Here is a 13,915-nt window from a genome sequence, read left to right on the forward strand (position 1 = left end):
CGATGCCGCCCGAGGACGTCGCCCCGACCCCGTCCGCCGCGTCGGTCCCGGCCCCCGGCCCCGTGCCGGTGCCCGCGCCCGACGCCGCCCACCCCGCCACGTCCGCCGCGCCCGCGCTCGCGCTGCGCGGCCTGTGGCGACGCTTCGGCGAGAAGATCGCCGTCGCCGGCGTGGACCTCGACGTGCCGGCGGGCTCGTTCTACGGGCTCGTCGGCCCGAACGGCGCAGGCAAGACGACGACGCTGTCGATGGCGACCGGCCTGCTCCAGCCCGACGCGGGCACGGTGCTCGTCCACGGGCAGGACCTGTGGGCGTCGCCGCTGCAGGTCAAGGCCATGCTCGGCGTGCTGCCCGACGGCGTGAAGCTCTTCGACCGCCTGACGGGCGAGCAGCTCATCACGTACGCGGGCCTGCTGCGCGGCCTCGACCGCGACACGACCGCGGAGCGCACGCGCGACCTGCTCGCCGCGATGGACCTCACGAAGGACGCGGGCACGCTCGTCGTCGACTACTCGGCGGGCATGACGAAGAAGGTCGCGCTGGCCTGCGCGCTCGTCCACGTCCCGCGCCTGCTGGTGCTCGACGAGCCGTTCGAGGCCGTCGACCCGGTGTCCGCGGCGAACATCCGCGACATCCTCGCGTCGTACGTCCGCTCGGGCGGCACCGTCATCGTGTCGTCGCACGTCATGGACCTGGTCCAGCGCATGTGCGACCACGTCGCGATCATCGCCGGCGGGCACGTGCTCGCCGCGGGCACCGTCGACGACGTGCGCGGCGACGCCAGCCTGGAGGACCGGTTCGTCGACCTCGTCGGCGGGCGCGTCAGCGGGGAGGGGCTCGCGTGGTTGCGCACCTCGTCCGACTGAAGCTCACGCTGCTGCGCAACGGGCTCAAGCGCAGCGTGTGGCAGGTGATCGGCCTGGTCGTCGGCCTGCTCTACGGGCTGTTCGTCACCGTGATCGCGGTCGCGGGGATCGTCACGGTGTCCGTCGCGTCGCCCGACCTGCTGCCCACCGTCGTCGTCCTCGCCGGCTCGGCCGTGATGCTCGGCTGGTGGGTCGTCCCGCTCGTCGCGTTCGGCGTCGACTCGACCGTCGACCCGGCACGGTTCGTGACGTTCGCGATCCCGCGCCGCCAGCTCGTCGCGGGCCTCGCGATCGGCGGGCTCATCGGCGTCCCCGGCGTCATGACGACCCTCGTCTCGCTGGGCACCGTCGGCGCGTGGTGGCGTGACCCCGCCGCGCTCGTCGCCGCCATCCCGGCCGCGCTGCTGTTCCTCGTGACCGCTGTCGTCGGCAGCCGCGCGACGACGACGCTCGTCGCACCGCTGGTCGCCCGTCGACGCGTGCGCGAGGTGCTCGCGATCGTGGCGCTGCTGCCGATCTTCCTCATCGGCCCGATCCTGTCGAGCCTCGGCGGTGCGTTCGACGGCGCCCAGCTCGACGGCTTGGTGAACGGCCTCGCGTGGTCGCCGCTGGGCGCTGCCTGGGGCGTGCCCGCGGCCGTCGTCGACGGTGACTGGCTCGTCGCGCTCGGTCGGCTCGCGGTCGCCGTCGTGACGCTCCTGGTCCTCGCCGTCGCGTGGGACCGCAGCCTCGCGCACAGCCTGGTCAACCCGATCCAGGAGCACGTCGGCGGCAAGGGCCGCGACCTCGGCTGGTTCACGCGGCTGCCCGCGACACCGCTCGGCGCCGTGACAGCGCGCTGCCTCACCTACTGGGTGCGCGACCCGCGGTACGCGGCGTCGCTCGTGTTCATCCCGATCGTGCCGATCTTCCTGTGGTTCTCGTCGCCCGGCGGTGAGCTGCTGCTCATCCTCGGTCCGGTCGCGGCCTACTTCATGGGGTGGGGGATCTCCGCCGACGTGGCGTACGACGGCTCCGCGTTCTGGACGCACGTCGCCGCACCCCTGCGCGGCTCGGTGGACCGACTGGGTCGCGTGCTGTCCGCGGCGCTGCTCGGCGTGCCGCTCGTGCTCGTCTGCGTCGTCGCCCCCGCGCTCGTCGTCGGGCGCGCCGACGCGCTGCCCGCGCTGCTCGGCGTCTCGTTCGGCGTGCTGCTCACCGCGTGGGGCGCGTCGAGCATCGCGTCGGCGCTCGTCGTCTACCCGGTCCAGAAGGCAGGGGAGAACCCTTTCCAGACGAAGTCGAACGGCGGGACGACGGCCGTGGTGTCGCAGTTCGCCGGGTCGCTCGCCGTCGCCGCCGCGTCCCTGCCCGAGGGGGTGCTCGCGCTGATCGCCGTGCGGCAGGGGATCACATGGCTCGGATGGGTCACGCTCGTCGTCGGCCTCGCGCTCGGGACGGTCGCGCTCGTCGTGGGCGTGCGCGTCGGCGGGCGGATCCTCGAGCGACGCCAGACCGACCTCCTCAAGCAGCTCGTCGCGTTCGCCTGACGCCGCCGCGTCGGGCGGCCGGGCCACGCCGCGACGGGGGCGCCGGGTCGCGGCCCACGGCCGGGCGGCCCTCGGGCGGCATCGCCGTGCGGTGACCGCCCGTAGACTTGCCGCCCGTGGCACTCACCATCGGCATCGTCGGCCTGCCCAACGTCGGCAAGTCCACCCTCTTCAACGCGCTGACCCGGGCGCAGGTCCTCGCGGCGAACTACCCGTTCGCGACGATCGAGCCGAACGTCGGCGTCGTGCCGCTGCCCGACCCGCGCCTCCAGGTGCTCGCCGACCTGTTCGGCTCCGAGCGCATCCTGCCCGCGACGGTGTCGTTCGTGGACATCGCCGGGATCGTCAAGGGCGCGAGCGAGGGCGAGGGCCTGGGCAACAAGTTCCTCGCGAACATCCGCGAGGCCGACGCGATCTGCCAGGTCACGCGGGCGTTCGCCGACCCCGACGTCGTGCACGTGTCCGGCGCGGTGAACCCGAAGGACGACATCGAGATCATCAGCACCGAGCTGATCCTCGCCGACCTCCAGACCCTCGAGAAGGCGATCCCGCGCCTCGAGAAGGAGGTCAAGGGCAAGAAGGCCGACCCCGCGCTCCTGGCGGCGGCCGTCGCCGCGAACGAGGTCCTCGAGAAGGGCCAGACGCTGTTCGCCGCGGGCCTCGCCGACGACGAGCACGTCGCGCAGCTCCAGCTCATGACGGCCAAGCCGTTCATCTACGTCTTCAACACCGACGACGCCGGCCTCGCCGACACCGCGATGCAGGACGAGCTGCGCGCGCTCGTCGCGCCCGCCGACGCGATCTTCCTCGACGCGAAGTTCGAGTCCGAGCTGGTCGAGCTCGAGCCCGACGAGGCCGCCGAGATGCTCGCGGAGAACGGCCAGGACGAGGCGGGTCTCGACCAGCTCGCCCGCGTCGGCTTCCACACCCTCGGACTGCAGACCTACCTCACGGCCGGCCCGAAGGAGGCCCGCGCCTGGACGATCCGCCAGGGCTGGACCGCGCCGCAGGCCGCCGGGGTCATCCACACCGACTTCCAGAAGGGCTTCATCAAGGCCGAGGTCATCTCGTTCGACGACCTCGTCGCCGCCGGCTCGGTCGCCGCCGCGCGCGCAGCTGGCAAGGCCCGCGTCGAGGGCAAGGACTACGTCATGGCCGACGGCGACGTGGTGGAGTTCCGCTTCAACGTCTGACCCGGGTCGGGAGTGCGGAGGTGCCCGTGGCGTTCCGGTTCCTGCGCGACGGCCGATTGAGGCTCCCGTCTGGAGTGACGCTCGATCGGTCGCCGGCCTGGCTGCTCCGAGCGGAGGCCGAGAGGCTCTGCGACGGCGCCGACCTCGTGCTTCACCACGTCTATCCCGACACGGTCGACATCACGAGAGACCGGGACCTCGTCCGGACCCTGGTCTCGCGAGTCGACTCGGACGAGCACCTGATCTACGCCCGGCACTACACGGGCGACGGACTCAGCGTCGTCACGCTCGACGAGCACCACTGACCGGTCCATCGCTGACGGGCTCCCTCGTGCGCGGGGACGTCCCGCTGTCACCTCGCCGGGAAGGTCTCGCGGACCAGCTCCTGGGACGTCTGCCAGACGCGGCGGGCCTCGTCCTGGCTGCGCAGCGACGGGTAGAGGGCCTGCTCGCCGGGACGGCCACCGACGTTGCCCGGGCCCTGCGGGCCGTAGAGCCGGCCGGGCTGCGCGTCGGGCGAGGTCGCGGCGTAGAGGGCAGGGAGCGCGGCGGTCTCAGGGGTGCCGACGAGGATGCCGCGCGCGGACAGCCATCGGATGACGCGGACGGCACGCGTGTCGTCGCCGCGTCCGAGCTCCGCGCGGGCGGACAGCAGGCTGGTGGGTGCGACGCCCGGGTGGGACAGGTTGCTCGTGATGCCCCAGCCGGCGGCGGCGCTGCGCCGCTGCAGCTCGAGCGCGAACAGCCCCAACGCGATCTTCGACTGCCGGTACGCGGCCATGCCGTCGTACGAGCGCTCCCAGCTGAGGTCGTCCCAGTGGATGCTCCCGCGTCGCGCGGCGATGCTGACCTGCGACGTCACACGCGCACGTCCCTCGCGCAGCAGCGGGAGCAGGTGCGAGACGAGCGCGACGTGCCCGAGGTGGTTGACGCCGAGCTGGAGCTCGAACCCGTCGGCGGTGGTCTGCCGGTCGGGCGGGGTCATGACGCCGGCGTTGTTGACGAGCAGGTGGACGGGGTCGCCCTCGCTGCGCATCGCGTCGCCGAACGCGGAGAAGGACTCCAGGCTGTCGAGGTCCATCGCGTGCAGCGACACCGTCGCGTCCGGCACCGTCGCGCGGATCGTCACGACCGCGGCCTCGCCCTTGCGGACGTTGCGGACCGGCAGCACGAGGTGCGCGCCGGCGGCGGCGAGGCGGGTCGCGATGCGCAGGCCGATGCCGTCGCTCCCGCCGGTGAGGACCGCGCGGGTGCCGGTGAGGTCGGGGACGGTGACGTCGTGGGGTGCGCGTGCCATGGGTGGGCTCCTTCGTGGATGGGGATGTCACGACCCTCGCCCGGACCGCGGCCGCTATCCAGGACCTGCCAGTCAGTGGTTCCGCAGATCACCGCCGGGTAGAACGGTCACGACGACCAGAGGAGGACGCGTGGCGATCGACCGGTCCGGCATGGCGCAGTTCCTGCGGCACCGACGCGAGGTGCTGCAGCCCGAGGACGTCGGCATGCCCCGCGGGCGACGCCGGCGGACGGACGGCCTGCGCCGCGAGGAGGTCGCCACGTTGTGCCACATGTCGACGGACTACTACGCGCGGCTCGAACGGGGGACGGGCCCGCAGCCGTCGGAGCAGATGATCGCGTCGATCGCGCAGGGCCTGCACCTGACGGTCGCCGAGCGCGACCACCTCTACCGCCTCGCGGGCCACCGTCCGCCGCCCAGCGGGACCCCGAGCGAGCACGTCAGCCCCGGACTGCTGCGCATCTTCGACCGGCTCGAGGACACCCCGGCCGAGATCGTCACGGAGCTCGGCGAGACGCTGCGCCAGACGCCGCTGGGCGTCGCGCTCACCGGCGACCTCATGCGCTACACCGGGCCCGCGCGCAGCATCGGCTACCGCTGGTTCACCGACCCGACGAGCCGCCTCCTCTACGCGCCCGAGGACCACGCGCACCTGTCGCGCCTGTGGGTGTCCGGGCTCCGGGAGGTCTCGGCCGTGCGCGGGCGTGGCTCGCGTGCCGCGGCGCTCGCGGACGACCTGCTGACGCGCAGCGAGGAGTTCCGCACCCTCTGGGACCGGCAGGAGGTCGGCGTCCGCCCACCGGAGGTGAAGCACTTCGTGCACCCCGAGCTCGGGACCCTCGAGCTCACGTGCCAGACGCTGATCGACCCCGGCCAGTCGCACTCGCTGCTCGTCTACACGGCCGTCCCGGGCTCGGAGACGTACGAGAAGCTCCAGCTCCTGTCCGTCATCGGCGCCACCGCGCTGCGCTGACGGCGGCGCGCGCTCAGCCGAGGAGGTCCGTCGGGTCCGCGAGCGGGACCAGGCCGTCCGCGGCGGCGCGCAGGTCGGGGTCGCTCGCGACGAGGGCGTCTGCCTGGAGCTGCGCGACGGCGACGTACTCGCCGGTGCGGACGCCGGACCAGCCGTGCTGCAGCGCCAGGTCCCACGCGCGACGACGGGAGACGCGGTCGCCGAGGAGCCGGATCGTGGTCTCCGTCATGCGCGTGTGGGCGTCCAGGGCGTCGACGCGCTCGCGCTCGCCCGCGCGGACGGCCGCGAGCAGCAGGTCGAGGCCGTCGACGAGCACGGACTTCGGAGCGACGAGCTGGACGTCGGGGGCGAGGCGGCGGTCGTCGTCGACGAGCCACAGCAGGGTCGGGGCGTCGATCGCGTAGCGCGGCATAGGGAGATCGTGGCGCGGGACGGGAGCGCCGACCAGGGGACGCGCAGCCACCGGACGGCCGGCGGGCGCCCGGCGACAGCGACGGGCGCGTCCGCTTCAATGGCGGGAGCACGCCTCGACGGGCGACGGACGCCCGCCGGGACAGGGACGAGACGAGGGAGCGCACGTGTCGTACGTCGTCGATTTCCAGGACGTCTCGACGGTCGGGCTGGAGTCGTCGCCCGTCGCGGACGCGCTCGCCGGCCTGCGCGCCAACGAGGCCCGGTACTTCCGGACGAAGTACGACCACGTGTTCACGACCGAGCCGGCGTCGGACGCCGCCGGCACGGTCGCGTACGTGCATCGCATCCTGAAGGAGGAGCGCGATCTCGTCATCGGCTCGCGGCCGCTCGAGGCGGCGTCCTTCGAGGTCGACGGCGTCCGGTGGACGTACGTCTTCTACGAGTCGGGCCTCTCGGTCAACGTCCTGTACACGCTCGCCGAGGGCGGCAAGCGTGCGGTCGGCTTCAAGCTGTCGGACGGGATGGACGTGCCGGACGAGCTCGCCGACCGCTTCAAGTTCGCGCGGCAGCGGTCCAAGCTCGCCGGCACGATCCGCGGCTCGTTCTTCGTCCTCAAGCACGAGTACTGACCCGCACCCCGCGTCCGGTCAGCCCGCGGCGCGCGCCACGAGGTCGCGGATCGTCGACTCGACCGCCGACGTGACGGCGGTGATCGCGAACGCCGTCGGCCACAGCTCGCCGTCGTCGAGCGCGGCGTCCTCGTTGAACCCGAGCGTCGCGTAGCGGGTCTTGAACTTCGACGACGCCTGGAAGAACAGCACGACCTTGCCGTTCTTGGCGTAGGCCGGCTGGCCGTACCAGGTCTTCGGCTGCAGGTCCGGCGCGACCTCCGCGACGATCGCGTGGATCCTCTCGGCGATCTCGCGGTCGGCATCGGGCATCTCGGCGATCTTCTCGAGCACGTCCGCGAGCCCGGCGTCCGAGCCCTTGCGCTTGGCGGTCCGCACCTCCTTGGCGCGCTCCTTCATCGCGGCGCGCTCCTCGGCGGTGAAGTTCTGGCCCTGCTCGTCGGTGCTGGCGGCGTTCACGTCGTCCTCCGGGTCGTGGTGCGTCGTTCCGTGCGACCGATGCTAGGAACGCCCTGGTGGCGACCGCTTCTTCGATCCTGACCGGTGCACGGCCACGTGGACCTGTGCGCCCGCTCCTAGGCTGGCGCGCGTGAGCAGCAGCCTCCAGGGTCGGGTCGCCGTCGTGACGGGCGTCAGCAGACGACGCGGCATCGGGTTCGCGGTCGCGTCGCGGCTGGCGCGGATGGGCGCGAGCCTCTTCGTCCACCACTGGTCCCCGCACGACGCCGTGCAGCCCTGGGGTGCGGACAGCACCGCCGACGTCCTCGACGCGCTGCGCGCCGACCTCGTCCCCGGCGCCTCGCTCGCGGACGCGAGCATCGACCTCGGCTCCGACGACGGCCCCGACGCGCTGGTCGCCCAGGCGCGCGCCGCCTTCGGCCACCTCGACGTGCTGGTCTGCAACCAGGCCCGCAGCGGGGGAGACGGCGCGCTCGCCGACGTGGACGCCGCGATGCTGGACGCGCACTGGCGGGTCAACGCCCGCGCGACGCTGCTGGCGACGCAGGCGTTCGCGGAGCAGCACGACGGGCGGACCGGTGGGCGCGTCGTCTGGATGACGTCCGGCCAGCAGCTCGGGCCGATGCGGACCGAGATCGCGTACGCGGCGTCGAAGGCCGCCCTCGCGGGTGTGACGGCGTCCGTGGCGGCGGACCTGGCCGACCGCGGCATCCTGCTCAACACGGTGAACCCGGGCCCGGTGAACACGGGCTACCTCGACGACCTGGTCGCGTCGGACCCGGCGGCGGCCGGCTCGGCGTTCCCCGGCGGACGCTTCGGCGAGCCGGACGACCCGGCGCGGCTCATCGCGTGGCTCGTCAGCGACGAGGGCCGCTGGATGGTGGGGCAGGTCCTCAGCACCGAGGGCGGCTTCCGCCGCGGGTGACGCGCGGCGGGGTCGCGCGCGGCCGCCCGACCCCTCGTCAGCCGGCGACGGGGGCGAGGACGAAGACGCGCAGGTCGCGGCCCGAGCGGGCGGCGTACTCGTCGTAGCCCGGCCAGACGGCGCGCAGCGCGTCGAGCAGGCGCTCCCGCTCGGCGTCCGACGCCAGGTGCGCGACCACGTCGACGGTCCGCCCGTCGACGGCGACGCGTGCGCGGGCGTCGGCGAGGAGGTTGAGCGACCACGCGGGATGGTGCTGCTGGCCCCAGTTGGACCCGATGACGACGAACCGCTCGCCGTCGCGCGCGTAGAGGAGGACGGCGTCGCGCGGCTCACCGCTGCGCCGGCCCGTCGTGGTGAGGACGAGCTGGGGGAGGGTGGGCCGGCCGAGGACGCTCCAGCGCCCGTCGGTGGCCTGCTGGATGCGGCGGTCGAGGCCGGAGACGGTGCGCCCGACGCGGGCGAACGCGCGCGTGCGGCCGAGGCGTCGCAGGAGGGAGGTCACGGGTGAATCTTGGGGCATGCCGGTCAGACGTCTGACCTGGCGACGTGAGACACCTCGCCGTAGCACACTTCCGGAGCCCGCGGGAACGAATTGCCCGTTCAGGGGCCTGGGATCACCGGATCGGACATGTTTCCCCGATGTTTCCCCAGGCCACGTGTCTCGTATCGTGGACGGTACCAGCCAGTATCAATCAGGTAACGATCGGGCCGCGAGTCACAACGTGCCCGATATGTCCGACGCTGCTTGACTAGCGTGTGCCCAACTCACGGCGGACGTGTACCCATCCGTCGTCCGGCGCACGGTCACCCCGGGCGCACGGCGGCGCCGCACGTCCTCCCCTTCCCAGGAGGAACATTGAAGATCAGGCGAATCAGCGCCATGGCGGCCCCGGTCGCCGTCGGCGCCCTGGTGCTCGGAGCGTGCTCCGGACCTGAGACGGGCTCGGAGATCGAGGAGGACACCTCGGTCAGCGTCGGTTGGAACCAGCCGTTCTACTCGCAGAACAACCTCACGTCGGTCGGCAACGCGACGACCAACGCGAACGTTCTGTACCTGACGAACGCGCAGTTCAACTACTACGACGGCGACCTCAACCTCGTGAAGAACGAGGACGTCGGCACGTACGAGAAGGTCTCCGACGACCCGCTGACGATCAAGTACACGATCAACGAGGGCGTGAAGTGGTCGGACGGCACCCCCGTCGACGCGGCCGACCTCCTCCTGTACTGGGGCCCGCAGGACGACGACTTCGACAACGTCCAGCCGGAGTACGACGAAGAGGGCAACGTCACCAACCAGGACGCCATCGACGCCGGCGTCTACTTCGACGGTTCCTCCGTCGCCATGACCCTGATCAACGACGCGCCCGAGATCTCGGACGACGGCCGCTCGGTCACGCTGGTCTACTCGGAGCCCCGCTCCGACTGGGAGGTCTCCTTCCAGCCCTCGCCCGTCGCCGCGCACGCCGTCGCCAAGCTCGCGCTCGGCATCGACGACGCCGAGGAGGGCAAGCAGGCCATCATCGACGCGTTCTCGGAGAACAAGACCGAGGACCTGTCGAAGATCGCCAAGGTCTGGAACTCCTCGTTCGACTTCACCTCGCTGCCCGACGACAAGTCGCTCTACCTGTCGTCCGGCGCGTACGTCATGTCGGAGTACGTCGAGAACCAGTACATGACGCTCCAGGCGCGTGACGACTACGAGTGGGGTCCCAAGCCCAAGGTCTCGTCGATCACGATCCGCTACACGGAGGACCCGCTGGCGTCCGTCACGGCCCTGCAGAACGGTGAGGTCGACCTCATCCAGCCGCAGTCGTCCGTCGACGTCATCAAGACCCTCGAGGGCCTCGACAACATCGACTACACGACCGCGCCCGAGGGCACGTTCGAGCACGTCGACACCATCATGAACAACGGTGGTCCGTTCGACCCGGCGACCTACGGCGGCGACGCCGAGAAGGCCCGCAAGGTCCGCGAGGCGTTCCTCAAGACGATCCCGCGCCAGGAGATCATCGAGAAGCTCATCAAGCCGCTGCAGGAGGACGCCGAGACGCGTGACTCCTTCACGGTGGTCCCGGGTTCGCCGACCTACGACGACGTCATCGCCAACAACGGCTCCGACGCCTTCGCCGAGGTCGACATCGCCGGCGCGCAGGCGCTGCTCGCCGAGGCCGGCGTCGCGACCCCGGTCAGCGTCCGCTTCCTCTACGGCAAGTCGAACGTCCGCCGCGCGAACGAGTACCAGCTCATCGCTGCCTCCGCCGCCCAGGCCGGCTTCACCGTCGTGGACGAGGGTGACGACCAGTGGGGCTCGCGCCTGTCCGACACGGCGTCGTACGACGCGTCGCTGTTCGGCTGGCAGTCGACCAACACGTTCGCCCTGAACTCCGAGGGCAACTACGTCACCGGTGGTCTGAACAACTTCGGTGGCTACTCCAACGCCGACGTCGACCAGTGGTACGTCGACATGGCCACGGCCTCGGGCGACGAGGAGAAGGAGCTGACGACCAACATCGAGAAGCAGCTCTTCGCCGACGCGTTCGGTGTCCCGATCTTCCAGTTCCCCGGCGTGGTGGCGAACCGCTCCGTGCTGAAGGGCGTCTCGACGATCCCGCTGTCGCCGACGATCTTCTGGAACTACTGGGAGTGGGAGATCAGCGCCGACGACTCGCTCGACGCGCCGACGGCGACGCCGGCCGCGACCGAGGAGACCGAGGGCTGACCCTCAGCTCGCTGTAGCACGCACGACAGGGGGTGCCGCGGCCACCAGGCCGCGGCACCCTCGTCGTTCGCCCGGGCACCGACCGCATGGTCGCTGACCTGGGCAGACACCGACGTGGGACCTGCGGCACCACCGACGCCGCCGAGCCCTCGTAGAATCGTTCTTCGCCACCATCCCCACGCGAACGAGGTCAGGACCCCATGGTCACCTCTGAGAAGAGCCTCGCGCCGGCTCCGGCAGCGGCCACAGCCGCACCGGCCGCGCAGGCCCCCCGGCGCCGAAGCCTCAGCGCCTCCGCGCCGACGTTGACCTTCATCGGTCGCCGTCTGCTGTCCTCGGCGATCGTCCTTCTCGGGGCGACGTTCATCGTCTACATGCTCCTCGCGTACGCGCTGGACCCCCTCGAGGACCTGTACGCCAGCAGCGCTCCCAACAAGGAGCAGCTGATCGAGGCCCGCATCCGGGCGCTCGACCTCGACACGCCGCCGGTCATCCGCTACTTCAAGTGGCTCGCCGGCGTGCTCGGCTACCTGATCGGGCGCGGGACGCTCGGCCAGAGCTGGGTCACCAACCAGGAGGTCACGGACCTCCTCGCGAGCGCGATCCCCTCGACGGTCCAGCTCGTCGGCGGCGCCACGGTGCTCGCCGTCGTCCTCGGCATCACCGTCGGCATCGCCTCGGCGCTGCGGCAGTACACCGGGTTCGACTACTCGGTGACGTTCATGTCGTTCGTGCTGTATTCGCTGCCGTCCTTCTGGGTCGCGGTGCTCCTCAAGCTGTGGGGCGCCATCGGCTTCAACGACTTCCTCGCGGACCCGACGCTGAGCACCGCGATGATCGTGTTCCTGTCGGTCCTGGCCGGGTTGATCTGGCAGGTGCTGATCGGCGGGGACCTGCGACGGCGGCTCATCACGTTCGTGACGTCCGCGCTCTCGACCGGCCTCGTCATCTTCGCGGTGCTCGAGAGCGGCTGGCTGCTCGACCCGAGCCTCGGCATGGTCGGCATCGCCGTGCTCGGCGCCGGTGCGGCCGTCGGCCTCACCGCGATGACCACCGGCCTGCACAACCGGCGGGCGCTGCTGTCGTCGCTCACGGTCGTCGCCATCGGCGTCGCGCTGTGGTTCCCGCTGCAGTACCTGTTCGTCGTTCCGGGCTTCAACGGCCTCTGGGTCCTCGGCCTCGGCGTGCTGTCGGTCGTCGTCGGCCTCGTCGTCGGGCGCCTGTACGGCGGCCCGGACTACGGCCAGTCGATGCGCAACGCCGCGATCACCGCGTTCGTGGTCGCCGGCCTGATCTTCGTCGACCGGATCATGCAGGTCTGGAAGCCCTACAGCGACTCGAGCTACATCAACGGCCGCCCGATCGCGACCATCGGCTCGCAGACCCCCGGCCTCAACGGCGACTACTGGGTCGAGTCGCTCGACCGGTTCACGCACCTGATCCTGCCGACCATCGCGCTCATCCTCATCTCGTTCGCGTCGTACACCCGGTACTCGCGCGCGAGCCTGCTCGAGGTCATGAACCAGGACTACATCCGCACCGCGCGGGCCAAGGGCCTGCCGGAGCGGGTGGTCACCGTGCGGCACGCGTTCCGCAACGCGCTGATCCCGCTCGCGACGATCATCCCGCTCGACATCGCGGCCCTGTTCGGCGGCGCGATCATCACCGAGCGGATCTTCTCGTGGAGCGGCATGGGCTCGCTCTTCATCCACTCGCTGGGGGCGAGAGACGCCGACCCGATCATGGGGTACTTCCTCGTCGTCGGGACGCTGCTCGTCCTCGCCAACATCGTCGTGGACTTCGTCTACGCCGCCCTCGACCCCAGGATCCGGGTGAACGCATGACCACGCCCACGCCCATCACGCCCCAGCAGCTGGACGGTCCCGAGCACCACGACGTCGTCGAGAACGCGATCGAGCTCAAGGAGGTCGAGGGGCTCTCGCAGGGCCGCATCGTCCTGCGCCGGTTCCTCCGCCACCGCGGCGCCATGGCGTCGGCGTTCGTCCTGCTGTGCGTCGTCGTCCTGGCCACGACGTCGATCGGCTGGGGGCCCATCCCCGGCTGGTGGAAGTACTCGCCGTCCGACCTGTCGCCGATCGTCAACTCCGGCGGCGCCCCGACGCTGTCCTTCTCGGGCGGCCTCACCATCGGCGAGCACCCGTTCGGTCAGGACAACATCGGCATGGACGTCTTCGCGCTGGTCATGCGCGGCACGCAGCAGTCGCTCACCGTCATGGTGATCATCGGCCTGCTCGCGTCGGCCATCGGCATCGCGATCGGCGCCTCGGCCGGCTTCTTCCGCGGCCGCCTGGACAACCTGCTCATGCGGTTCACGGACATGGTCATCACGATCCCCGTGATCATGGTCGGCGCGATCCTCGGTGCGTGGGTCGGCGGCGCCAACCCCGTGACCCTGGCGCTCGCCCTCGCGGCGGTCAGCTGGACGTCCATGGCCCGTCTGGTCCGTGGCGAGTTCCTGTCGTTGCGCGAGCGGGAGTTCGTCGACGCGGCGCGCGTGGCCGGTGCGAGCAACGGCCGGATCATGTTCAAGCACATCCTGCCGAACGCGGTCGGCGTCATCATCGTCAACGCGACGCTGCTCATGGCCGCGGCGATCCTGCTCGAGACGGCGCTCAGCTACCTCGGCTTCGGCATCGCGTTCCCCGACGTCTCGCTGGGCAACCTCATCAACGAGTACCAGACGGCGTTCGCGACGCGGCCGTGGCTGTTCTGGTGGCCAGGTCTGTTCATCGTGACGATCGCACTCTGCATCAACTTCATCGGCGACGGCCTGCGCGACGCGTTCGACCCGCGTCAGCGGCGCATCCCGACGCGTCGGGCCCTCGCCCGGGCGTCGCGTCGCGCCGAGCGCAAGTCCGGCGTCCCGGCGACCGCCGGAGCCTGATCC

14 protein-coding genes are annotated in these 13,915 nt (G+C 71.4%); 10 read left to right on the plus strand and 4 right to left on the minus strand.

Annotated features, from left to right (window positions below):
• Nucleotides 1–2 precede the first annotated feature (2 nt).
• From KOV94_RS08375 to KOV94_RS08390, 4 genes are all read left to right on the plus strand, one after another.
• Complete coding sequence (locus tag KOV94_RS08375; RefSeq protein ID WP_225916290.1) at nt 3–866, plus strand: ABC transporter ATP-binding protein; 864 nt, start codon at nt 3–5, stop codon at nt 864–866.
• Nucleotides 842–2,395 (plus strand): hypothetical protein, encoded by a 1,554-nt coding sequence (locus tag KOV94_RS08380; RefSeq protein ID WP_124341490.1) that lies wholly within the window; start codon nt 842–844, stop codon nt 2,393–2,395. Before KOV94_RS08375 ends, KOV94_RS08380 begins: the two co-directional genes overlap by 25 nt.
• Nucleotides 2,396–2,511: 116 nt before the next feature.
• On the plus strand, nt 2,512–3,588 hold the full coding sequence (gene ychF / locus KOV94_RS08385; protein ID WP_124341491.1) for a redox-regulated ATPase YchF: 1,077 nt from the start codon (nt 2,512–2,514) through the stop codon (nt 3,586–3,588).
• Nucleotides 3,589–3,614: 26 nt separating this feature from the next.
• Entirely contained in the window at nt 3,615–3,893 is a 279-nt protein-coding gene (locus tag KOV94_RS08390) for a hypothetical protein (RefSeq protein ID WP_124341492.1), read from the plus strand.
• 47 nt (nt 3,894–3,940) lie between these two features.
• On the opposite strand, the gene KOV94_RS08395 is transcribed toward KOV94_RS08390, so the two are convergent.
• Nucleotides 3,941–4,885: an SDR family oxidoreductase gene (locus KOV94_RS08395; RefSeq protein ID WP_218051793.1), complete on the minus strand. Its 945-nt coding sequence runs from the start codon at nt 4,883–4,885 to the stop codon at nt 3,941–3,943.
• Between the two features lie 151 nt (nt 4,886–5,036).
• On the opposite strand from KOV94_RS08395, the gene KOV94_RS08400 reads away from it, so the two are divergent.
• Nucleotides 5,037–5,858 (plus strand): helix-turn-helix transcriptional regulator, encoded by an 822-nt coding sequence (locus KOV94_RS08400; RefSeq protein ID WP_124341500.1) that lies wholly within the window; start codon nt 5,037–5,039, stop codon nt 5,856–5,858.
• A 13-nt stretch (nt 5,859–5,871) separates the two neighbouring features.
• Here KOV94_RS08400 and KOV94_RS08405 read toward each other — a convergent pair whose 3' ends face one another.
• Nucleotides 5,872–6,270, minus strand: a complete 399-nt coding sequence (locus KOV94_RS08405) for a hypothetical protein (protein WP_218051794.1) — start codon at nt 6,268–6,270, stop codon at nt 5,872–5,874.
• 166 nt (nt 6,271–6,436) lie between these two features.
• Between KOV94_RS08405 and KOV94_RS08410 the strand changes: the two genes are divergently transcribed.
• Nucleotides 6,437–6,901, plus strand: coding sequence for a DUF8821 family protein (locus tag KOV94_RS08410; protein ID WP_218051795.1), 465 nt, complete (start codon nt 6,437–6,439; stop codon nt 6,899–6,901).
• Between the two features lie 18 nt (nt 6,902–6,919).
• On the opposite strand, the gene KOV94_RS08415 is transcribed toward KOV94_RS08410, so the two are convergent.
• Nucleotides 6,920–7,300 (minus strand): iron chaperone, encoded by a 381-nt coding sequence (locus KOV94_RS08415; RefSeq protein WP_218051861.1) that lies wholly within the window; start codon nt 7,298–7,300, stop codon nt 6,920–6,922.
• Nucleotides 7,301–7,490: 190 nt separating this feature from the next.
• On the opposite strand from KOV94_RS08415, the gene KOV94_RS08420 reads away from it, so the two are divergent.
• Complete coding sequence (locus KOV94_RS08420; RefSeq protein ID WP_218051796.1) at nt 7,491–8,285, plus strand: SDR family oxidoreductase; 795 nt, start codon at nt 7,491–7,493, stop codon at nt 8,283–8,285.
• Nucleotides 8,286–8,322: 37 nt separating this feature from the next.
• Here KOV94_RS08420 and KOV94_RS08425 read toward each other — a convergent pair whose 3' ends face one another.
• A complete protein-coding gene (locus KOV94_RS08425; protein WP_235843160.1) occupies nt 8,323–8,787 on the minus strand; it encodes a nitroreductase/quinone reductase family protein in 465 nt (154 codons plus the stop codon).
• Nucleotides 8,788–9,165: 378 nt separating this feature from the next.
• Between KOV94_RS08425 and KOV94_RS08430 the strand changes: the two genes are divergently transcribed.
• From KOV94_RS08430 to KOV94_RS08440, 3 genes are all read left to right on the plus strand, one after another.
• Nucleotides 9,166–11,007, plus strand: coding sequence for an ABC transporter family substrate-binding protein (locus tag KOV94_RS08430; RefSeq protein ID WP_225916292.1), 1,842 nt, complete (start codon nt 9,166–9,168; stop codon nt 11,005–11,007).
• Between the two features lie 200 nt (nt 11,008–11,207).
• Nucleotides 11,208–12,851, plus strand: a complete 1,644-nt coding sequence (locus KOV94_RS08435) for an ABC transporter permease (protein ID WP_200829797.1) — start codon at nt 11,208–11,210, stop codon at nt 12,849–12,851.
• Nucleotides 12,848–13,912, plus strand: coding sequence for an ABC transporter permease (locus KOV94_RS08440; RefSeq protein WP_218051797.1), 1,065 nt, complete (start codon nt 12,848–12,850; stop codon nt 13,910–13,912). The genes KOV94_RS08435 and KOV94_RS08440 overlap by 4 nt, the downstream gene beginning before the upstream one ends.
• Nucleotides 13,913–13,915: the final 3 nt, after the last annotated feature.

Source organism: Cellulomonas algicola, assembly GCF_019024305.1.
GTDB lineage: Bacteria > Actinomycetota > Actinomycetes > Actinomycetales > Cellulomonadaceae > Cellulomonas > Cellulomonas algicola.

Coding starts and splice junctions, on each gene's coding strand:
- KOV94_RS08405 (WP_218051794.1), bottom strand. CDS start 6,270: ATGCCGCGCTACGCGATCGACGCCCCGACCCTGCTGTGGCTCGTCGAC.
- KOV94_RS08415 (WP_218051861.1), bottom strand. CDS start 7,300: ATGAAGGAGCGCGCCAAGGAGGTGCGGACCGCCAAGCGCAAGGGCTCG.
- KOV94_RS08375 (WP_225916290.1), top strand. CDS start 3: ATGCCGCCCGAGGACGTCGCCCCGACCCCGTCCGCCGCGTCGGTCCCG.
- KOV94_RS08430 (WP_225916292.1), top strand. CDS start 9,166: ATGGCGGCCCCGGTCGCCGTCGGCGCCCTGGTGCTCGGAGCGTGCTCC.
- KOV94_RS08435 (WP_200829797.1), top strand. CDS start 11,208: ATGGTCACCTCTGAGAAGAGCCTCGCGCCGGCTCCGGCAGCGGCCACA.
- KOV94_RS08440 (WP_218051797.1), top strand. CDS start 12,848: ATGACCACGCCCACGCCCATCACGCCCCAGCAGCTGGACGGTCCCGAG.
- KOV94_RS08400 (WP_124341500.1), top strand. CDS start 5,037: ATGGCGCAGTTCCTGCGGCACCGACGCGAGGTGCTGCAGCCCGAGGAC.
- KOV94_RS08395 (WP_218051793.1), bottom strand. CDS start 4,885: ATGGCACGCGCACCCCACGACGTCACCGTCCCCGACCTCACCGGCACC.